This window comes from Streptomyces sp. R35, assembly GCF_041053035.1.
GTDB classification, from domain to species: domain Bacteria; phylum Actinomycetota; class Actinomycetes; order Streptomycetales; family Streptomycetaceae; genus Streptomyces; species Streptomyces lutosisoli.
The window spans coordinates 4,161,953-4,181,720 of the sequence record NZ_CP163440.1 but is presented as its reverse complement, the minus strand read 5'-3'; the positions used below and the strand labels follow the sequence as shown (position 1 = coordinate 4,181,720).

Sequence of the window (19,768 nt, the reverse complement as noted above, 5' to 3'; positions counted from 1 at the left end):
GCGCCCGCGCTCAGGTGGTGGACGCGTCGGCCCGTACGAAACGTACGGCGCTGCCCGCTCCTGCGGCGGTCAGCATGCCGATGCCGCCAGGGCGCGCACCGAGGGCGATCCTCGGGTTGTCCTGGCACAGGAGGGTGACGTAGTCGCCCGAGGCGGCTGCCTTCAGGAGAAAGGCCTGATCCTCGGGGTAGGGGGCGTTCGCGCCCTGGCTGTAGGCGCACGGGCGCTGCTGCATCCCGTCGCCCGCCCTGCGGTCGCCCGCGATGTCCAGGCAGAGCTTCGTCGCCACGTTCTGCAGGGCCACCGACTTCCCCTTGGTGGCCACGACGCGCCACCGCTGCGAGGCGCTGCCGTCGCAGACCGCCTGCGCGGGATCCACGTCCCAGGAGGCGGAACCGCCGGGGACGGCGAGACAGCGGCCTGTCGCCCGGCTCCGCAGCGTGATGGCCGCCGTGGCGGCGGAGGCGGAGGGCGAGGGGGACGGGGTCGCGGAGGGGGCCGACGGGGCGACGGCGGAGGGGCGGTCGGAGGCCGCGGCCTCGGATCCGGAGCCCAGCTTCAGGACGGCCGTGGTGGCCGCGGCGGTCACCACCACCGTCGCGACCACGGTGTACAGCAGGGTCCCGCGCCGCCGGACCGGCTCGTGCGGCGCCGGGGGCTCGTCCGGGGGCTCGTCGGGCCCGGGGACGGTGTACTGGCGCCGTAACGCGTCCTGGTAGGCCGTGCCGCCCCACAGCAGCACCTGGGCGACCAGCAGCGTCCGTACGTCGCTCTCCTCGCCCGCGGCGAGCGTGTGCAGCACCGTGTAGTCGTGGGCGCAGAAACGGCAGCCGGCCATGTGCTGTTCGAGGTCCGCCGGTGCGTTGGCGTGCGTGCCGCGCGAGACCGCGCTGATCATCCCGCCGTAGTGGACACACGCGGCCTCCGCCGTGCGTTCGGCGCGCAGCCGCCGGTAGGTCTCGATCAGCCGGTCGCGGGCGGCGTGCGCCGAGGCGACCGCGAAGTCCTCCGTGGTGCCCAGCAGCGCCGCCGCGAGATCCGTCGACCTCTCCTCCGCCAGGACGTGCCACAGGGCCGTCCGCGCCGAATCCGGCAGCTCCTCGAAGGCGCGCAGCAGCAGGGAGGACTGCTCCACCCTGCCCAGGGTGTCCGTCTCCCCGAACGCGACGGCGGCACGCCGCGACCACTGGAGGAAGCCGGGGCTCAGCCGCCCGGCCCACCCGGTGCGCAGCCGGCCGTACGCGGCGCGCCGCACCTCGGCCAGCAGTGCGGGGCGCAGTGCCGGCCCCTCCCACCCGGCCGCCCGGTCCAGCGCCTCGTCGGCCAGCTCCGCGGCGTCGCGCGGACCGGCGCAGAACGCTCCCGCGTAGGCGCGCACGGCGGCTTCGTGCGGGGCCAGGTGCGACGACCTGTGTGGCGATGTGCGGGGCGATGCGCCTGGCGATGTACGTGGCGGTAAAAGCGGCTTCGTCATGTGCTCGGACATGGTGTCCCCCCAATGGCGTGCACAGCAGGGGTGGACGCTAGTGGGGTTGCCTGTGAGGTGGCTGTGGACCTCAAGTGACGTGCGGAGACCGGGTGGTTGGGGTGCTCGGCGAGCTGTGCGGCACATGGGTCCGGGCCCGGGGGGACCGTCCCCCGGGCCCGGACAGTCTGTGCGGATCAGACCGCGATCGGGTTCTTCAGCGTGCCCACGAGCTGGAGGGCTCCCGACGGGTCGGCGAGGTCCACCATCTGCTGGTTGTTGCGCAGCTGGAGGCGGTTGAGGCAGGACAGCGCGAACTCCGGCGCGAACATGTCGTACTGCTGGAATTTGTCGGCGAGTTCGGGCGTCGCGTCCTGGTACGCGCGCACCGACTCGGCGACCGTCCGCCAGAAGTCGTCCTCGTCGAGGATGCCCTCGCTCGCCAGATTGGCGGCCAGGAAGCGGAAGAAGCAGTCGAAGACGTCCGTGAAGATGGACAGCAGTTTCTTGTCCTCGGGGACTTCGACCCTGATCCGCTCGACCGTGGGCGGCAGCACCGCCTGCGGGTCCATGACCGCGATCTCCTCGGCGATGTCCTTGTAGATCGCGCGCTGTACGGCGCCGTCCTTGAGGACCAGGATGACGTTCTCGCCGTGCGGCATGTAGACGAGGTCGTACGCGTAGAAGCTGTGCAGCAGCGGAGTGAAGTAGGCGCGCAGATAGCCGCGCAGCCACTCCACCGGGGTCAGCCCCGACTGCTCGATCAGCGCGCCCGCGAACGACGCGCCCTCGTGGTCGACGTGCACGAGGGACGCCATGGTCGCCAGGGTCTCGCCCTCCTGGAGCGAGGACACCGGGCTCTCGCGCCACAGGGCGGCGAGCATTTTCCGGTACGGCGAGTAGCGGTCCGTGGCGGCCTCGTACTCCAGGTGGCGGTAGCCGACGGCGGCGCGCTCGCGGATGACCGACAGGCCGGTGGACTTCAGCACCGGGTCGTTCTCCACGAGTTGGGCCAGCCAGTCGTTGATCGCCGGGGTCGCCTCCATGTAGGCGGCGGAAAGACCGCGCATGAAGCCCATGTTGAGGACCGACAGGGCGGTCTTCACGTAGTGCTTCTCGGGCGCGCTCCTGTTGAAGAACGTCCGGATCGACTGCTGGGCCAGGTACTCGTCGTCGCCCTCGCCGAGGCAGACCAGGTGGCGCTGGGCGACCTCGGCCGCGAAGGTCACGGAGAGCTTGTTCCACCACTGCCAGGGGTGGACGGGGATGAGGAGGTACTCCTCGGGGTCCAGGCCCTGGTCCTTCAGCGTCGCCGCGAACCGCTCGACCGTCTCCCGGCCCAGCTCCTCACGCACGAACGACTCGTACTCGATGCCCACACCCGCAGTGAAGGCCGCCCGCGAGCGGTGCGCGGCCAGCCACACCAGGCGGATCGGGCTCGCGGTCTCGGGAGCGTACGAGAGGTACTCGTGCACTCCGAAGCCGAGCCGCCCGTTGTTGGCGACGAAGCAGGGGTGGCCCTCGGTCATCCCGGTCTCGATGGCCTGGAAGCCGCTTCGGACGAGTTCGGCGACCGGGATCTGCGGCTTGGTGAGCTTGAAGCAGGTGCCCGAGAGGGTGGAGGAGATCTCCTCCAGGTAGACCGGCAGGACCTCGTCGCTCAGGCCGAGCGACTTCTTCAGCTCGATGAAGAAGTCCAGGGCGGCGAGCGGGAGTTCGGTGCCGTCGCGGTGCCGGGTGATCGACTCGGCGTCGATCTGCCAGTGGTCGAGGGAGCGCACCACGGCGGTGAAGCGGTAGCGGGTCAGACCGTCGTCGCCGCGGACCTCGTAACGGCCGTCCGGGAGACTCGTCGGCGTGATCAGCCGCTCGTGGGCGAACTCGGCGAGCGCCTTGCGGACGAGGAGGCGGCCCGCGCGAGCCCAGCGCTCGGGGGAGAGGTGGGCCACGGTGTCGATGAGGCTCATGCGGCCACCGCCTTCCGGAACTGCGCGCGGGTACAGAAGCTCAGCAGCGCCCGCTTCTCCGGCTTCTGGATCTCCCGCTCGGGTACGAAGCCGACGGCCTCGTTGAGGGCGTGCACCGCCGTGTTGCGGACGTCGGGTTCGACGACGACCCGCGCGGTCGCCGGGTCGGCGAACAGGTGCTCCATCACGGCGGTGATCACGGCCCGGGTGAAGCCGTGCACGGGCGTGTCGCTCGGCGCGACCAGGAAGTGCATGCCGACGTCGCCGGGCTCCGGCTCGTACAGGCCGGCGAGTTCGACGTGCGCCGGGTCGTAGCGCTCCATCAGGAACGCGGGTTCGCCGTCGCGCAGCCCGAGGAACGCGTCGTGGTACTCGCTGGCCGCGATGGCCATGTACTCGCGCTCCACGTCGTGCAGTTTCGCCTCCTGCATCATCCAGAAGGCGGCCTTGGGGTGCGTCACCCAGCCATGCAGCAGCTCGGCGTCCTCGGTCGGGTCGAGCGGGCGGACGGTGAAGGTGCCTATGTCGGTGGTCGTGCTCATGCGGCGAACTCCTGGAACGCGATCGACTTCTCGACGGGGTAGTACTCGGTGCCGAGCAGCTCACGGATGATGGACGCGTTGCGGTACGCGCCCATGCCGAGGTCCGGCGAGGTGATCGAGTGGGTGTGGACGCCCGCGTTCTGCAGGAAGACCCCGCGCCCCGTCGTGTCGATGGCGTAGTTGCGGGCCACGTCGAAGTTGCCGTGCGTGTCGTAGCGCAGCCGGTCGCGGACGGGCTTGAGGAACTCGGGCTCGGCGTACTTGTATCCGGTGGCGAGGATCAGGCCCTCGGAGCGCAGCTCGTAGTCCTTGCCCTGCTCCTCCTGGCGCAGGCCCAGGGTGTACGTGCCGCTCTCGTGACGCACGCTGTTCAGGGAGGAGTTGGTGAGCAGCCGGGTGGGGACCGGGCCGCCGAGGTTCTTCTGGTAGAGCAGGTCGAAGATCGCGTCGATCAGCTCGCCGTCGATGCCCTTGAACAGGCCCTTCTGCTCCGACTGGAGGCGGTAGCGGGTCGGCTCGGGCAGCGCGTGGAAGTAGTCGATGTACTCCGGGGAGGTCATCTCCAGCGTGAGTTTGGTGTACTCCAGCGGGAAGAAGCGCGGGGAGCGGGTGACCCAGTTCAGCCGGTAGCCGTGGACGTCGATCTCGCCGAGCAGGTCGTAGTAGATCTCGGCGGCGGACTGCCCGCTGCCGACCAGGGTGATCGACTCTTTACCCTGCAACTCCTGCTTGTGCTTCATATAGCGGGAGTTGTGGATGAAGTCGCCGCCGAGCTCCGCGCAGGCCTCCGGGATGTACGGCGGGGTGCCGGTGCCGAGGACCAGGTGCCGGGCGCGGTACACGTCACCGGCTTCCGTCCGTACGACGTACACCTCGTTCTCGTACGTCACTTCCGCGACCGTCGTGCTGAACCGGACGCTGCTGAGTTTCGACGCGGCCCAGCGGCAGTAGTCGTCGTACTCGACCCGCAGCGGGTAGAAGTTCTCGCGGATGTAGAACGAGTACAGACGGCCCGATTCCTTCAGGTAGTTGAGGAAGGAGTACGGGGACGTCGGGTCGGCGAGGGTGACCAGGTCCGACATGAACGGGGTCTGGAGGTGGGCGCCCTCCAGGAACATCCCGGAGTGCCACTCGAAGTCCGGCTTGGACTCCAGGAAGACACCGTCCAGTTCGACGATCGGCTCGGTGAGGCAGGCGAGGCCCAGGTTGAACGGGCCGAGGCCGATCCCCACGAAGTCGTGGACGTGGCTGCTGGATTCAGGAAGCGCGGTCAAGGGATTCTCCCAGGTACTGCTCGGCGTGGCCGGCGATCAGATCGAGTACGGCGGTGATGTCGTCCACCGTGGTCTCGGGGTTGAGCAACGTGAACTTCAGGTAGTGGCGACCGCCGACCTTGGTGCCCGCCACGACGGCGTCGCCGGAGGCGAAAATGGCCTTGCGGGCGTACAGGTTGGCGCGGTCCATCTCGGACGGGTCGGTGACGGCCGCCGGGATGTAGCGGAACACGAGGGTGGACAGCGACGGCTGTACGACGACGTCGTAACGGGGGTCGGCCGCGAGGACCTTCCAGCCCTCCTCCGCCAGGTCGCAGACCTCGTCGAAGAGTTCACCGATGCCGTCGGCGCCCATCACGCGCAGCGTCATCCACAGCTTGAGCGCGTCGAAGCGGCGGGTGGTCTGCAGGGACTTGTCGACCTGGTTGGGGATGCGCTCCTGGACCATACGGCGGGGGTTCAGGTACTCCGCGTGGTAGGTCGCGTGGCGCAGGGTCGAGGCGTCCCGGACCAGCACGGCGGACGAACTCACCGGCTGGAAGAAGGACTTGTGGTAGTCGACGGTGACGGAGTCGGCGCGCTCGATGCCGTCGATGCGGTCCCGGTTCTTCAGTGAGGTGAGCAGTCCACAGCCGTAGGCCGCGTCCACGTGCATCCAGGTGCCGAACTGGGCGCACAGCTCCGCGATTTCGGGCAGCGGGTCGATGGAGCCGAAGTCGGTGGTGCCGGCGGTCGCGACGGCGGCCATGGGGACGAGGCCGTCGCGCTTGCAGCGGTCCAGCTCATGGGCGAGGGCGACCGTCTGCATGCGCTTGTCGTGGTCGACGGGGATCGAGACGACGGAGTCCGCGCTCAGGCCGAGGAGTTTGGCCGACTTCTTGACGCTGAAGTGGCTGACCTCGGAGGCGAAGATACGCAGTTTGGCGAGGTCGTTGGACTTCGCCTCCTCGCGGGCCAGCAGCAGCGCCTGGAGGTTGGACTGCGAGCCGCCGGAGGTGAACACGCCGTCGGCGGCCGGGCCGAGGCCGATCCGCTCGTTGGTCCAGTCGATGAGCTTGCGCTCGATGAGCGTGCCGCCGGCCGACTGGTCCCAGGTGTCCAGCGAGGAGTTGACGGCGGAGAGGACGGCCTCGCCGAGCACGGCCGGGATGACGACCGGGCAGTTGAGGTGGGCGAGGTAGCGCGGGTGGTGGAAGTAGATCGCGTCCCGGAGGTAGACCTCTTCCAGCTCGTCGAGGACCGCCGTGGTGTCGTGCAGCGGCTGGTCCAGGTCGATCTGCTCGATGCGGGGGGCGAGGGCGTCGACCGTGACGCCGGTGAACGGACGGTCGGTGGTGGCGAGTTTGGCCGCCACCCGCTCGACTCCTTCCGTCACGGAACGGCGGTACCGGTCCGCGGTGGTGTCATTGAGCAGGTGCGAGCGCATGTGGGGGTCCTCCGTGCGGGGGGAGAGTCCGAGCGGGACAGGAGAAGGGCGGGGTCGCGACGTTCAACTTAGGTTAGCCTAACCTAACTCGATCGTGCGACCCCGCCCCACCTGTGTCTTCAGTGACGTACGCCTCTGTTTGAACTGCCGAGAGGCGCCGCAGACCTTCGAACTACTCGCCCTGCTCCCGCAGTTGCTCCTCGCTGAGCCCGCGCCGCCAGTAGCCCACGAAGGTGACCCTCCGGCGGTCGATACCGCGCTCGCGTACGAGATGGCGGCGCAACTCCCTCACCTGGCCGGACTCGCCCGCGATCCAGGCGTACGGCGCTTCGGCGGGCGGAAGGTGGGCGGCCCGCACGGCATCGACGGCCATGGGGGAACCGTCGCTCCGTACGAGCCACGTGATCTCGGCGTCGGCCTCGGTCGCCAAGTCCTGGATGTCACCGGCGTGATGGACCTCCAGCCAGGCGCGGACGCGGGCGCTCGCCGGCAGGGATTCGAGGATGGCCGAGGCGGCGGGGACGGCTGTCTCGTCGCCCCAGATGACGATCAGGTCGGTGTCCTCGGGCGGGCGGAAGCGGATCGCCCGGTTGTCCTCGATCGCCGGGCCGAGCAGCACGACACGGTCGCCCGCGGCCGCCCGGGACGCCCACGCGGACGCGGGCCCCGCGGGCGTCGCCGCCCCCGGCTCCACGCCGTGCAGCGCGAAGTCGATGTCGATCTCGTCGGGGTCGCGGCGCAGCGCGCGCAGGGTGTACGAGCGCATCACCGCCCGTACGCCGTCGGGGAGTTCACGCCAGCCCTGCCACCAGCCGTCGCCCAGTTCGTAGGGGATGGCCGGCTCGGTCTGGCCGGGGTGCGGCAGGAAGAGGGAGAGGCTCTGGTCGCGGCCGTTCGAGTGGAAGGCCTGGAGGTCGGAGCCCGCGAAGGTCACCCGGACCAGAGACGGGCCGAGCCGCCTCGTCCGTACGACCTGGAGGGAGAAGAAACGGAACGGGGCGGCTACGGCCGTCGTCATGAGTGCTCCTGAGTTGTCGTCAGGGATTCACGGCAGGGGGATGTCAGGCGACCTTCTTGGCGTTCTCGATCGCCTCGGCGAGGTTGTCGAGGAGCGGGGTGCACTTGTCGTACGACACGATCGGCTCGGGGGAGCGGGCGATGACCTGGCCGGCCTTGACGGCGGGCAGCTTCTTCCAGGTGGCCTCGGTGATGTCGGCCGGCTGGATGGTCGCGCTGCGGTCGTCCATGATGATGATGTCGGCCGGGTACTTGTCGACGTTCTCCCAGCTCAGGTTCTCGAACCAACCGCCGCTGGCCTTCAGGGCCTTGGCGGAGGGCTCGATGATGTTCACGCCGAGCGCCTTGAAGTACTCCAGGTCGATGGAGAGGTTGGAGCCGGAGACGTAGAAGATGTCCTGGCTCGCGGAACCGGCGAGCACCTTGATCTCCGGGCGGGCCTTGGCGGCCTTGCGCAGCCGCTCGGCGGCCGTCTCGAACTTCTTCTTCGCCTCGACGATCTTGGCGGACTTCACGTCGGCGCCCAGCGACTCGGCGAGCGCGTACATGCGCTCCAGCGACTGGGGCATCTGGCGGTCGTAGACGGAGATGCCGACGGTCGGGGCGAGCTTGACGATCTTGGCCTTGGACTCCTCGGGGACGTACCAGAGGGTGCCCGCGGCGTCGAACATCGTGGAGATCAGCACGTCGGGCGCGAGGGCCGCGTACTTCTCGATGTTGAACTGGCCCCACTCGTTGCCGAGGATCGTCAGCTTGCTGATGTCCATGTCGCCGGCCTGGACATCGGCCTCGCCGTCCTTGGTCTTGGTCGGACCGAAGACGCCCTTGACCTCGATGCCGTAGTCGAAGAGCGCGGCGGCGACACCGGTGAACGCGACGATGTTCGCCGGGATCTTGTCGAGCTTCACCGTGGTGCCGCGGTCGTCCTTGAACGTCCAGGGACCGGACTTGGCGTCGGCGGCCTTCGTCGAGTCCGAGCCACCGCTTTTCGTACCGTCGTCGTCGCCACAGGCGGCGAGGACGGCACCGAGGCCGAGGGCGCCGCCCGCAGCGAGGATGCCGCGACGAGTGAGGTGGGTGGCACGGGCGTTGGACATGAGTGTGACTGCTTTCGGCACGGGGCAGGAACGCCCGCCGGACAAGTTCGAAGATAGGTTAGCCTAACCTCATCTCCTGTCCAGGGGGCGGGATGCGCCGAGGTGATCAATATGTTGCGGGCATGGCATGTGTCACCTGCGAGTGATGATCCATATCCGTTGTGGATCACCCGCTTCTCTCCTTAGTGTTCCGATCAACACGCTCGGTCCCAGGTCGAGTTGACGGATCATTGAACATCGGGAGGGAATCATGGGCAGATACAAGAAGGGGCTCGCGGTCGCGGTCGCGGGGGCGGCGCTGACGGTGGGGATGTCGGCCGGGCCGGCGTCGGCGACTTCGTACACGCTGTACTGCGACACGTCGTCGGCGTCGGGTGCCGGCACGATCAACGGCTGGGGCAGCGGTGCGACGAGCCTCGACGTCATCCTGTCCGTGTACGACGCCAAGGCGGACGGCCACCACGTGGCCATCCGCCTGATCGCCAAGAACGACGGCGGCGGGGTGGTCACCCCCTGGCCGTGGCACCACAACTACGACGGGTACGACAAGAGTCTGACCTTGAGCAGCACGGCCACCTACTCCGCCGGCATGTACGACGTCGGCATCGAGGTCGCCACCTTCGAGGGCAGCACCGAGCTGAACTACTGCAGGGACTGGCTGCGCTCCGACCAGACCTGACGGCCCGGCGGGCGGTCTGCGGCGGCACGCCGGACCGCCGGAGTGCCGGTCCGCACCCGCAGTGGTGCGGACCGGTCGATGTGTCCCTGGCCGATCAGGCCTTGCCCTTGCTCACCACCCACTTGCCGCCGACCCAGTTGCCGACCGTCTCGTAGCCCGAGCGGAAGGAACCCAGCCAGTCCAGCTTCAGGTTCGCCTCGGCGGTGGACTTGACGGCGGTGTAACTGCTCGCGTCGTCCGCCGAGCCGCCCGTGGTGTTCTTGGCGTAGTACGGGAACGGGTAGACCGGGCGGGTGGAGGTGACCTTGCCGGTGCTGTCGACCGAGGTGGTCGTCAGGCTGCCCGGGGCCTCGCCCTTGGTGACCCAGTCGGTCATCGCGGTCAGCGCGTCGAAGGTGTTCGGGCCCTGGCCGCCGCCGCAGTGCGCGACACCCGGGAGCAGGAACAGCCGCGCGAAGCTCTTGGTCGCCGTCTCGCCGCCCATGACCTTCTCCACGGCCTTGTAGTACGCCATGGTGCCGACCGCCGGGATGTGCTGGTCGCCCAGGCCGTGCCAGAGGACCAGCTTGCCGCCGGCCTTCTTGAACGCCGACAGGTCGGGGTCCGTGGCGTCGTACATGCCCTCGTTGGGCTGCATGACCTTCTTGTAGTAGGCCGCGGTGAACTTGACGTCCTTGTACGTCAGGGCCGGCTGCGGGCTGTCGAAGATCTGGTAGCGCAGGGTCTCGCGGACGAAGCTGATGTCACCGGAGTTGGCGGTGGCCGTGGCGGGCGTGATGATCCCGGCCCAGTTCAGCTCGGAGCCGCGCAGCTGGTAACCCGGGTACAGCAGCCGGCCGTTCTCGTCGGTCGGGCCGGCGTAGATCCGGCGCAGGGTGGTGACCTGGTCGGCGGTCAGGCAGTAGTCGTCGGCCGTGGAGGTCTGGCCGGTCTTGCACTGGATGCTCGCGGGGTCCCAGTCACAGGCCGGCGGGTCGGCGATGATGCCGTCCGCGGGTGCGTCACAGCCCTTGAGCACGGCCTTGTGGAGGTCCGCGAGGTCGGCGTTGGTGATGGTGGCCGGGCCGCCGTTGAGGTAGACGGACTGTGCGGTCCAGGCGTGCGAGAAGGTGTTCAGCGCGGTGAAGTTGTTGGCCGGGGCGCCGGCGATGATGCCGTCGAAGTCGGTCGGGTAGCGCTGGGCCTCGGTCAGGGCCTGGTGGCCACCCTGCGAGCAGCCGTCGAAGTACGAGTGGTCCGGGGCCTGACCGTAGTACGTCTTGATGATCGCCTTGGCCGCCTGGACGAGCAGGTGGTCGGACTTGTAGCCGAAGTCGGCGCGCAGCGTCGGGTCGGTGGAGAAGAGCCCGCCGCCCTGGTAGTGGCCCTCGTCGCTGGAGGCGACCGCGAAGGCGCCGCTGGTCAGCGGGACACAGCCGGCGGAGGCCGGGGCGCTGGTCACGTTCGTGTTGCCGCAGAGCCCGCCGCAGCCGACCTGGAGGTAGTTGGCCTGCCAGCCGCTCTGGGGCAGCTTGATCTCGAAGTGGATCTGCGGGGCGATCACGCCCTTCACGTCACAGGCGGCCCAGTTGCCGAGCGTGTTGGCGCTCGCGGCCAGCTCGGTGGCGGAGCTGATCTCGAAAGGCACCCCGGGGACGGCGGCGGCCAGGTCCTTGGACGCGATGTCGGCGCAGGAGATGGCCGGGGTGATGCCGGAGGTCGTGGAGCTGGCCGTGGTGGCGTTGACCGAGTTCGAGGTGGAGGCCGCCGCGCTGCCGGTCGTGGCGCCCGCGAGGGCCACGCTCGCGCCGGTCACCACCGCGAGGGAGGCGGCGAGGGTGGCCATGAACGTGGCTGATTGCCACCGACACCATCTCAACAGCTTGGACATGCTCGGTCTCCGTTCGATCGTCGGCTCGGGGATACGGACCAGTGCAGGTGCCCTCGTGGACCGGTCAGGCCCGACCGGGCGAAACGCGTTCGCCGGTGTGCCGGTGAGCACGCGGACGCGACCGTCGGCAGGCCAGGGGCGATGCCACGGTGGGGCCGCGCGGATCGGGTCGCGACAGCGGTCAGGCGGGTGACTGGGGGGAGGGGGCGAGATGCCGGAGATCTGGGCAGAGGGGGCCGCTGTGCGGACCCCGTCCTCGCACCGGCGCCCGTGCAGGGGCCTGTGCGCGACTGCGGCTCAGGGGGTTCGGCCTCCTTCCGCGACTCCGGCTCTGCAGTGGCGGTACGGCGAGGAACCTAGTCCGCCGTTTACGCGCGCACAAGACCTGTCAACGAGATTGTTGACGATGTTGTCGGGGATTTTCGGCCATGTGGGGGCGTGGGGGCGTGGGGGCCCGGGGGAATGGGGTGGGGGTTGTGTGTCGACTGCGGGTGAGTGGGGGCTGGTCGGGCAGTTCACCGCGCCCCGCCGCCCAGCCGTCAAGCGAGCCCGGGGGATCGCGGGGCGCAGCCCCGCGCCTTCAGGGGCGCGGGGCTGTGTCGATATGCGGCTCCGCCGCGTGGGCGCGACCAGCCCCCACCGGCCCGCGGCCGACGCACTACCCCCACGCGCCCTTCCGATCGCTCAGCCGGTCAGCCCCAGCTCCCGTGCGATCAGCATCCGCTGCACCTCGCTCGTACCCTCGCCGATCTCCAGGATCTTGGAGTCGCGCCACATACGGGCCACCGGGTACTCGTTCATGAAGCCGTAGCCGCCGTGGATCTGCGTGGCGTCACGGGCGTTGTCGACGGCGATGGTGGAGGAGTAGAGCTTGGCGATCGCCGCCTCCTTCTTGAAGGGCTCTCCGGCGACCAGGCGGGACGCGGCGTCACGCCAGCCGACGCGGGCCATGTGCGCCTTCATCTCCATGTCGGCGATCTTGAACTGGATGGCCTGGTACGCGCCGATGTTCCGCCCGAACGCGTGCCGCTCCTTGGCGTACTTCACCGACTCGTCGACGCAGCCCTGAGCGAGCCCGGTGGCGAGGGCGGAGATGGCGATCCGGCCCTCGTCCAGGATCCGCAGGAACTGCGCGTATCCGCGGCCCTCCTCGCCGAGCAGGTTCGCGGCCGGTACGCGTACGTCGGAGAAGGACAGCTCACGGGTGTCCGACGCGTTCCAGCCGACCTTCGAGTAGGGGGCGGCGACCGTGAAGCCGGGCGTTCCGGACGGCACGATGATGGCGGAGATCAGCGGCTTGCCGTCGGGCTTGCGGCCCGTGACCGCGGTGACCGTCACCAACCCGGTGATGTCCGTACCGGAGTTGGTGATGAAGCACTTGCTGCCGTTGATCACCCACTCGTTCGTCTCGGGGTCGAGCCGCGCCGTCGTACGGGTCGCGCCCGCGTCCGAGCCGCCGTCCGGCTCGGTCAGCCCGAACGCGCCGAGGATCTCGCCGGAACAGAGCCGGGGGAGCCACTCGGCCTTCTGGGCGTCGGTGCCGAACAGGTGGATCGGCATGGCGCCGAGCGAGACCCCGGCCTCCAGGGTGATGGCGACCGACGAGTCGACCCGGGCCAGCTCCTCCAGGGCGATGCCGAGGGCGAGATAGTCGCCGCCCATGCCGCCGTACTCCTCCGGGAACGGCAGCCCGAACAGGCCCATGCGGCCCATCTCCCGCACGATCTCGTACGGGAACTCGTGCCGCTCGTAGAAGTCGCCGATCTTCGGCGCCACGACGTCGTGCGCGAACTCCTCGACCGTACGCCGGAGTTCTTCGAGTTCGGGGGAGAGACGGTGGTCCAGGGACATGCGGATCACTCCTGGTGGGAGAGGGCTTTGACGGTGCGGGACGGGCTGGGTCGGCCCAGTTGTCCGGCCATCCACACGCTGGTGGCGGTGAGGCGGCCGAGGTCTACCCCGGTGTCGATACCGAGGCCCTGGAGCATCCATACGAGGTCTTCGGTGGCGAGATTGCCGGTCGCGGACTTCGCGTACGGGCAGCCGCCGAGGCCGCCCGCCGAGGCGTCGACGGTGGTCACGCCGTGCTGGAGCGCGGCCAGGGTGTTGGCGAGCGCCTGGCCGTACGTGTCGTGGAAGTGCACGCCGAGCGCGCTGGTCGGCACGCCCTCCTCGTTGAGCTCGGCGAGGAGGCTCTGGACGTGGCCGGGCGTCGCGACGCCGATGGTGTCGCCGAGGCTCAGCTCGTCGCAGCCCATGTCCATCAGGGACTTGCAGACGCGGACGACCTGGTGGATGGGGACCGCGCCCTCCCAGGGATCGCCGAAGCACATGGAGATATAGCTGCGGACGTGGACCTTCTCCGCACGTGCCTTCTGCACCACCGGCTCGAACATGGCGAGCGACTCGTCGACCGTCCGGTTGAGGTTGGCCTTCGCGAAGGACTCGGTGGCGCTGGCGAAGACGGCGATGTGCCGCGCGCCGAGCGTGAGGGCTCGGTCCAGCCCGCGTTCGTTCGGCACGAGGACCGGCAGATGGACGCCAGGCAGGTCGCTCACGAGCGGCAACAGCTGCTCGGCGTCCGCGAGTTGGGGCACCCACTTCGGGTGGACGAAGCTGGTGGCCTCGATGGTGGTCAGGCCCGCGTCGGCGAGGCGCCGGATGAACTCCGCCTTGACCTCGGTGGGCACGGTCGCCTTCTCGTTCTGCAAACCATCGCGCGCGCCGACCTCGTAGATCCGCACCCGCGCGGGGAGATCCTGGGCCGGTACGACCATGGGCAGCCCTTGAACGGTCATTCCGCCTCCTCGTGCGGTGCGATGACGGCCAGCACCTGGTCCATGGCGACCGTCGTGCCCGGGGTGACGTCCAGCTCGCTGACGGTCCCGGCGTGCGGCGCGGAGATGACGTGCTCCATCTTCATCGCCTCGACGACCAACAGGCTCTGACCGGCGGTCACTTCGTCACCAACGGCGACCTTCACGACGGTCACCGTGCCGGGCATGGGGGCGGTGAGAGAGTCCGCCCCCGCGTGGCCGGCGCCGGTGAGCGACTCGGCCACGGGGTCGTGGTCGCGCACGTGCCAGGCGTCGCCGTCGCGGCCCAGCCAGGTGCCTGACGGCAGGGCGGCGAAGGTGTGGGTGACGCCGTCGAGCCGGAAGGTGAACCGTGATGCGGTCGCCCCTTCCCGGAGCGGGGTGAGGGGCCCGGCCCCCCGGAGGGGTGGCTTCTCGTCGTCGAGCAGGACCTCGACGCCGCCGTCCGCCGTGCCGCGCACGCGGACGGTCACGGGGTCGTGGCCCGGCACCTGGAGGTGGTGCGCCGTCCAGGCAGGCGTGCCGCCGAGGCGCCAGCCGCTGGGCACGGCGAAGGGGTCCACCCACTCGGGGGTCCCGGGGCGAAGCCCCCGGGGGGTGTCGGGGGAGAGAGCCTCGTGCCGCAGCAGTGCCGCCGCCGCGTACACCTCCTCGGGGACCTCGCCCGAGACCAGCCCCTCGGCCTCCCGCTCCACCAGCCCTGTGTCCAACTCGCCCGCCACTACCGCCGGATGGGCCAGCAGCCGCCGCAGGAACCCCGCGTTCGTCTGCACCCCCAGCGTGACCGTCTCGGCGAGGGCCGCCCGGAGCTTGCGCAGTGCGGTCGGGCGATCCGGGCCGTACGCGATGACCTTGGACAGCATCGGGTCGTAGAGCGAACCGACCTCTGTGCCCTCGCTCAGCCCCGAGTCGGTGCGCACGCCGGGGCCGTCGGGCTCGTGCAGTGCCAGCACCGTGCCCCCGGAGGGGAGGAAGCCGCGGGCCGGGTCCTCGGCGCAGATGCGTGCCTCCACCGCGTGGCCCGTGAGCGTGATGTCCTTCTGCTCGTACGGCAGTTGCTCGCCCGCGGCGACCCGGAGCTGCCACTCCACGAGGTCGAGTCCGGTGATGAGCTCGGTGACCGGGTGTTCCACCTGGAGGCGGGTGTTCATCTCCATGAAGAAGTACGAGGAGGGGTCGCCGCCGGGCACGATGAACTCCACCGTGCCCGCGCCCTGATAGCCGCAGGAGCGGGCTGCCTGTACCGCGGCCTCGCCCATCGCGGCGCGGGTGCCGGCGTCGAGGAGCACGCTCGGTGCCTCCTCGATGATCTTCTGGTGGCGCCGCTGGAGGGAGCACTCGCGCTCCCCGAGGTGCACGACATTGCCGTGGCCGTCCGCGAGGACCTGGATCTCGATGTGCCGGGGGCGGTCGACCCAGCGCTCTACGAGGAGGGTGTCGTCGCCGAAGGAGGCGCGGGCCTCGCGGCGGGCGGCGGCGATCTCCTCGGCCAGCTTCTCCGTGTCCCGCACCAGGCGCATGCCCTTGCCGCCGCCGCCCGCCGAGGGCTTCAGCAGCACCGGCACGCCGATCTCGTGGGCGGCGTCGGCCAGTTGGGCGTCCGTGAGCCCGCTGCCGGAGGAGCCGGGTACGACCGGCACCCCGGCCGCCTTCACGGTCTCCTTGGCGCGGATCTTGTCGCCCATGAGGTCGATGGCGGAGGCGGGCGGACCGATGAAGACGAGCCCGGCCTCGGCGCACGCGCGCGCGAAGGCGGCGTTCTCCGCGAGGAAGCCGTAGCCCGGGTGCACGGCCTGTGCGCCCGTCCGCGCCGCCGCCTCCAGGAGCCGCTCCACCGACAGATAGCTCTCGGCCGCCGGTGCCGGACCGATCCGTACCGCCGTGTCCGCCTCGCGCACATGCCGGGCGTCGGCGTCGGCGTCCGAGAAGACGGCCACGGAGCGCACGCCGAGGGCCCGCAGCGTACGGATGACCCGGACCGCGATCTCGCCCCGGTTGGCCACAAGAACGGTGTCGAACATGGTCAGAGGTCCCTTACATCCGGAAGACGCCGAACTGGGGGTCACCCAGGGGCGCGTTGGCGCAGGCGGTCAAGGCGAGGCCCAGCACCTGCCGGGTCTCCATCGGGTCGATCACACCGTCGTCCCAGAGCCGGGCCGTCGCGTAGTAGGCGTTTCCCTGGCGCTCGTACTGCTGGCGGATCGGGGTCTTGAAGTCCTCTTCCGCCTCGGCCGGCCAGGACTCGCCGCGCCCCTCCAGCTGGTCGCGCTTGACGGTCGCGAGGACCGACGCGGCCTGCTCGCCGCCCATCACGGAGATCTTGGCGTTGGGCCACATCCACAGGAAGCGCGGCGAGTACGCCCGGCCGCACATCGAGTAGTTGCCCGCGCCGTACGAGCCGCCGACCACCACCGTCAGCTTGGGCACGCGCGTGCAGGCGACGGCCGTGACCATCTTGGCGCCGTGCTTGGCGATGCCCCCGGCCTCGTACTGCCTGCCCACCATGAACCCGGAGATGTTCTGCAGGAACACCAGCGGGATGCCGCGCTGGTCGCACAGCTCGATGAAGTGGGCGCCCTTCTGGGCGGACTCGGAGAACAGGATGCCGTTGTTGGCGACTATCCCGACCGGGTGCCCGTGGATCCGGGCGAAGCCGGTGACCAGGGTCTGCCCGAACTCCGCCTTGAACTCGGCGAAGCGCGAACCGTCGGCCACGCGCGCGATGACCTCGCGTACGTCGTAGGGGGTGCGGGAGTCGACCGGCACCGCCCCGTACAGCCCGTACGGGTCCACCTTGGGCTCGACGGAAGGCTCGACGGCCCAGGGCAGCGGCCCGCGCGCGGGGAGCGTGGCGGCGATGTTCCGTACGATCCGCAGCGCGTGCGCGTCGTCCTCGGCCAGGTGGTCGGTGACGCCCGACACGCGCGCGTGGACCTCGCCTCCGCCCAGCTCCTCCGCCGTGACGACCTCGCCGGTGGCGGCCTTCACCAGGGGCGGGCCGCCGAGGAAGATCGTGCCCTGATTGCGCACGATCACGGCCTCGTCGCTCATCGCCGGGACGTACGCGCCGCCGGCCGTGCAGGACCCGAGGACGGCGGCGATCTGCGGGATCCCGGCCCCCGACATCCGCGCCTGGTTGTAGAAGATCCGCCCGAAGTGCTCGCGGTCGGGGAAGACCTCGTCCTGCATGGGCAGGAAGGCGCCTCCGGAGTCGACGAGATAGACACAGGGGAGGCGGTTCTCGAGTGCCACCTCTTGTGCCCGCAGGTGCTTCTTCACCGTCATCGGGTAGTACGTGCCGCCCTTGACGGTGGCGTCATTGGCGACGATCACGCACTCGCGTCCGCTGACCCTGCCGATCCCGGCGATGACGCCCGCCGCCGGGGCCTGCCCTTCGTACATCCCGTCGGCGGCGAGGGGAGCCAGCTCCAGGAAGGGCGAGCCGGGGTCGAGGAGGGTGTCCACGCGGTCGCGGGGCAGCAGCTTCCCGCGCGCGGTGTGCCGGGCGCGGGCCTTCTCACCGCCGCCGAGCCGGGCCGCCGCCAGCTTCTGGCGCAGCTCCTCGCCCAGCGCGCGATGTGCCGCCTCGTTGGCCCGCCAGGCCTCCGACGCGGGGTCTGCCGCGCTCGTCAGCTCCGGTGCCTCGTGCATCCTGCGGTCCCCTCATCTTGTTAATGAGCGTTAACGCGTTTCCTTCAGGTTAACGACCGCTAACCTCCCTGTCTAGAATTGCTTCCATGGCCACGAGAACCGACGCCCCCACCCGCCGCGAGCAGATCCTCAAAGAGGCCGCGCGGCTCTTCGCCGAGCGCGGCTTCCATGGCGTCGGCGTGGATGAGATAGGAGCGGCCGTCGGCATCAGCGGTCCCGGCCTCTACCGGCACTTCGCCGGCAAGGACGCGATGCTCGCGGAGCTGCTGGTGGGGATCAGCGGTCAGCTGCTCACGGGGGGCAAGCGCCGGGTGGCGGAGACCGACGGGAACCCCGAGGCGCTCCTCGACTCGCTCATCGAGGGCCACATCGACTTCGCGCTCGACGACCGCCCCCTGATCACCCTGCACGACCGCGAGCTGGACCGCCTCCGGGACAGCGACCGCAAGCTCGTACGGCAGCTCCAGCGGCAGTACGTCGAGCTGTGGGTGGAGGTCGTGCGCGAGGTCTATCCGGGGCTGACGGAGCCCACCGCGCGCTCCGCCGTGCACTCCGTCTTCGGTCTGCTGAACTCCACGCCGCACCTGGGCCGCCCCGGCGCGCTGCCGGGCCGGGCGGGCACCGCCGCGCTGCTGCACCGGATGGCTCGTGGGGCCTTCGAGGCGGCGCGGGCGTGACGAGCGTCTCGGGGTGGTTGCTCTGGACGACCGTCGTGACTGCCCGGTAACCTGCTATCTGAGCAAGCGCTTAGACAGAATTCCCAGGTGGAGGTGGCGGCGGTGCGCCGTACTGTGTTCAACGAGGACCACGAGGCGTTCCGGGAGACCCTCCGGGCCTTCATCGAGGCCGAGGTCGTTCCCGTCTACGACGAGTGGTTCGCCGCGGGCCAGGCGCCGCGCGACTTCTACTACAAGCTCGCCGAGCTCGGCATCTTCGGCATCCGTGTCGACGAGGAGTTCGGCGGCGCCGGCATCGACTCGTACAAGTTCGAAGCCGTCATGTACGAGGAGACCGCGCGCGCGGGCGTCCAGTTCGGCGGCTCCGGTGTGCACGTGCTGCTCGGCCTGCCGTACATCAAGATGCTCGCCACCGACGAGCAGAAGAAGCGCTACCTGCCGAAGTTCGTCTCCGGCGAGGAGATGTGGGCCCTCGCGATGACCGAGCCGGGCACCGGCTCCGACCTCGCGGGCATGAAGACCACCGCGAAGCTCTCCGAGGACGGCACGCACTACGTCCTCAACGGCTCCAAGACCTTCATCACGGGCGGCGTGCACGCCGACAAGGTCATCGTCTGCGCCCGCACCTCCGCGCCGACGGCCGAGGACCGCCGCTTCGGCATCTCCCTCTTCGCCGTGGACACCAAGTCCGAGGGCTACTCCATCGGCCGCAAGCTGGACAAGCTCGGCCTGAAGACCTCCGACACCGCCGAGCTCGCGTTCGTCGACGTCAAGGTGCCCGTCGAGGACCTCCTCGGCGAGGAGAACAAGGGCTTCTACTACCTCGGCCACAACCTCGCCTCCGAGCGCTGGGGCATAGCCTTCGGCGCCTACGCCCAGGCCAAGGCCGCGGTTCGGTTCGCCAAGGAGTACGTCCAGGAGCGCACCGTCTTCGGCAAGGCCGTCGCCTCCTTCCAGAACACCAAGTTCGAGCTGGCCGCCTGCCAGGCCGAGGTGGACGCGGCCGAGGCCGTCGTCGACCGCGCCCTGGAGGCCCTCGACGCGGGCGAGCTGACCCCCGCCGAGGCCGCCAGCGCCAAGCTGTTCTGCACCGAGGTCGCGCACCGCGTCATCGACCGCTGCCTCCAGCTGCACGGCGGCTACGGCTTCATGAACGAGTACCCGATCGCCCGCCTGTACGCGGACAACCGCGTCAACCGCATCTACGGCGGCACCAGCGAGATCATGAAGTCGATCATCGCCAAGGACATGGGCCTGTAAGGTCCGCGAAAAAAGTTCACGGTACAA

Annotated in this window: 15 protein-coding genes; 3 read left to right on the top strand and 12 right to left on the bottom strand. The window is 69.8% G+C overall.

What is annotated here, in order from left to right; all coding sequences use genetic code 11:
- Positions 1–10: 10 nt before the first annotated feature.
- From AB5J50_RS19090 to AB5J50_RS19060, 7 genes are all read right to left on the bottom strand, one after another.
- Complete coding sequence (locus AB5J50_RS19090; RefSeq protein WP_369259613.1) at positions 11–1,378, bottom strand: RICIN domain-containing protein; 1,368 nt, start codon at positions 1,376–1,378, stop codon at positions 11–13.
- A gap of 284 nt (positions 1,379–1,662) precedes the next feature.
- A complete protein-coding gene (locus AB5J50_RS19085; RefSeq protein ID WP_369259611.1) occupies positions 1,663–3,432 on the bottom strand; it encodes an IucA/IucC family siderophore biosynthesis protein in 1,770 nt (589 codons plus the stop codon).
- The gene (locus tag AB5J50_RS19080; protein ID WP_369259609.1) at positions 3,429–3,974 is read right to left on the bottom strand and encodes a GNAT family N-acetyltransferase; all 546 of its coding nucleotides are present in this window, start codon (positions 3,972–3,974) and stop codon (positions 3,429–3,431) included. Before AB5J50_RS19080 ends, AB5J50_RS19085 begins: the two co-directional genes overlap by 4 nt.
- Positions 3,971–5,248 carry a lysine N(6)-hydroxylase/L-ornithine N(5)-oxygenase family protein gene (locus AB5J50_RS19075; protein WP_369259607.1) on the bottom strand — a complete coding sequence of 426 codons (1,278 nt, stop codon included), beginning with the start codon at positions 5,246–5,248 and terminating at the stop codon, positions 3,971–3,973. The genes AB5J50_RS19080 and AB5J50_RS19075 overlap by 4 nt, the downstream gene beginning before the upstream one ends.
- Positions 5,232–6,674: a lysine decarboxylase DesA gene (gene desA / locus AB5J50_RS19070; RefSeq protein ID WP_369259605.1), complete on the bottom strand. Its 1,443-nt coding sequence runs from the start codon at positions 6,672–6,674 to the stop codon at positions 5,232–5,234. The genes AB5J50_RS19075 and desA overlap by 17 nt, the downstream gene beginning before the upstream one ends.
- Positions 6,675–6,846: 172 nt before the next feature.
- Complete coding sequence (locus AB5J50_RS19065) at positions 6,847–7,692, bottom strand: siderophore-interacting protein (protein WP_369259603.1); 846 nt, start codon at positions 7,690–7,692, stop codon at positions 6,847–6,849.
- A 43-nt stretch (positions 7,693–7,735) separates the two neighbouring features.
- Positions 7,736–8,788 (bottom strand): ABC transporter substrate-binding protein, encoded by a 1,053-nt coding sequence (locus tag AB5J50_RS19060; protein WP_369259601.1) that lies wholly within the window; start codon positions 8,786–8,788, stop codon positions 7,736–7,738.
- 250 nt (positions 8,789–9,038) lie between these two features.
- Here AB5J50_RS19060 and AB5J50_RS19055 point away from each other — a divergent pair, with 250 nt between their 5' ends.
- Complete coding sequence (locus tag AB5J50_RS19055) at positions 9,039–9,467, top strand: hypothetical protein (RefSeq protein WP_369259599.1); 429 nt, start codon at positions 9,039–9,041, stop codon at positions 9,465–9,467.
- Between the two features lie 94 nt (positions 9,468–9,561).
- On the opposite strand, the gene AB5J50_RS19050 is transcribed toward AB5J50_RS19055, so the two are convergent.
- From AB5J50_RS19050 to AB5J50_RS19030, 5 genes are all read right to left on the bottom strand, one after another.
- Positions 9,562–11,292, bottom strand: a complete 1,731-nt coding sequence (locus AB5J50_RS19050) for a tannase/feruloyl esterase family alpha/beta hydrolase (protein ID WP_369259597.1) — start codon at positions 11,290–11,292, stop codon at positions 9,562–9,564.
- A 729-nt stretch (positions 11,293–12,021) separates the two neighbouring features.
- Positions 12,022–13,182 (bottom strand): acyl-CoA dehydrogenase family protein, encoded by a 1,161-nt coding sequence (locus AB5J50_RS19045; RefSeq protein ID WP_369265441.1) that lies wholly within the window; start codon positions 13,180–13,182, stop codon positions 12,022–12,024.
- Between the two features lie 11 nt (positions 13,183–13,193).
- The gene (locus tag AB5J50_RS19040) at positions 13,194–14,135 is read right to left on the bottom strand and encodes a hydroxymethylglutaryl-CoA lyase (RefSeq protein WP_369259595.1); all 942 of its coding nucleotides are present in this window, start codon (positions 14,133–14,135) and stop codon (positions 13,194–13,196) included.
- Entirely contained in the window at positions 14,132–16,174 is a 2,043-nt protein-coding gene (locus AB5J50_RS19035) for an acetyl-CoA carboxylase biotin carboxylase subunit (RefSeq protein ID WP_369259593.1), read from the bottom strand. Before AB5J50_RS19035 ends, AB5J50_RS19040 begins: the two co-directional genes overlap by 4 nt.
- Before the next feature lie 13 nt (positions 16,175–16,187).
- Complete coding sequence (locus AB5J50_RS19030) at positions 16,188–17,804, bottom strand: carboxyl transferase domain-containing protein (protein WP_369259591.1); 1,617 nt, start codon at positions 17,802–17,804, stop codon at positions 16,188–16,190.
- 86 nt (positions 17,805–17,890) lie between these two features.
- On the opposite strand from AB5J50_RS19030, the gene AB5J50_RS19025 reads away from it, so the two are divergent.
- Positions 17,891–18,481, top strand: coding sequence for a TetR/AcrR family transcriptional regulator (locus AB5J50_RS19025; RefSeq protein WP_327428907.1), 591 nt, complete (start codon positions 17,891–17,893; stop codon positions 18,479–18,481).
- A gap of 102 nt (positions 18,482–18,583) precedes the next feature.
- Complete coding sequence (locus AB5J50_RS19020) at positions 18,584–19,741, top strand: acyl-CoA dehydrogenase family protein (RefSeq protein ID WP_369259589.1); 1,158 nt, start codon at positions 18,584–18,586, stop codon at positions 19,739–19,741.
- Positions 19,742–19,768 lie beyond the last annotated feature (27 nt).

What these genes read in the sequence shown, in the direction of transcription:
- AB5J50_RS19085 (WP_369259611.1), bottom strand. Translation starts at nt 3,432, where the DNA reads ATGAGCCTCATCGACACCGTGGCCCACCTCTCCCCCGAGCGCTGGGCT.
- AB5J50_RS19080 (WP_369259609.1), bottom strand. Translation starts at nt 3,974, where the DNA reads ATGAGCACGACCACCGACATAGGCACCTTCACCGTCCGCCCGCTCGAC.
- desA (WP_369259605.1), bottom strand. Translation starts at nt 6,674, where the DNA reads ATGCGCTCGCACCTGCTCAATGACACCACCGCGGACCGGTACCGCCGT.
- AB5J50_RS19065 (WP_369259603.1), bottom strand. Translation starts at nt 7,692, where the DNA reads ATGACGACGGCCGTAGCCGCCCCGTTCCGTTTCTTCTCCCTCCAGGTC.
- AB5J50_RS19060 (WP_369259601.1), bottom strand. Translation starts at nt 8,788, where the DNA reads ATGTCCAACGCCCGTGCCACCCACCTCACTCGTCGCGGCATCCTCGCT.
- AB5J50_RS19055 (WP_369259599.1), top strand. Translation starts at nt 9,039, where the DNA reads ATGGGCAGATACAAGAAGGGGCTCGCGGTCGCGGTCGCGGGGGCGGCG.
- AB5J50_RS19050 (WP_369259597.1), bottom strand. Translation starts at nt 11,292, where the DNA reads ATGGCCACCCTCGCCGCCTCCCTCGCGGTGGTGACCGGCGCGAGCGTG.
- AB5J50_RS19040 (WP_369259595.1), bottom strand. Translation starts at nt 14,135, where the DNA reads ATGACCGTTCAAGGGCTGCCCATGGTCGTACCGGCCCAGGATCTCCCC.
- AB5J50_RS19035 (WP_369259593.1), bottom strand. Translation starts at nt 16,174, where the DNA reads ATGTTCGACACCGTTCTTGTGGCCAACCGGGGCGAGATCGCGGTCCGG.
- AB5J50_RS19030 (WP_369259591.1), bottom strand. Translation starts at nt 17,804, where the DNA reads ATGCACGAGGCACCGGAGCTGACGAGCGCGGCAGACCCCGCGTCGGAG.
- AB5J50_RS19025 (WP_327428907.1), top strand. Translation starts at nt 17,891, where the DNA reads ATGGCCACGAGAACCGACGCCCCCACCCGCCGCGAGCAGATCCTCAAA.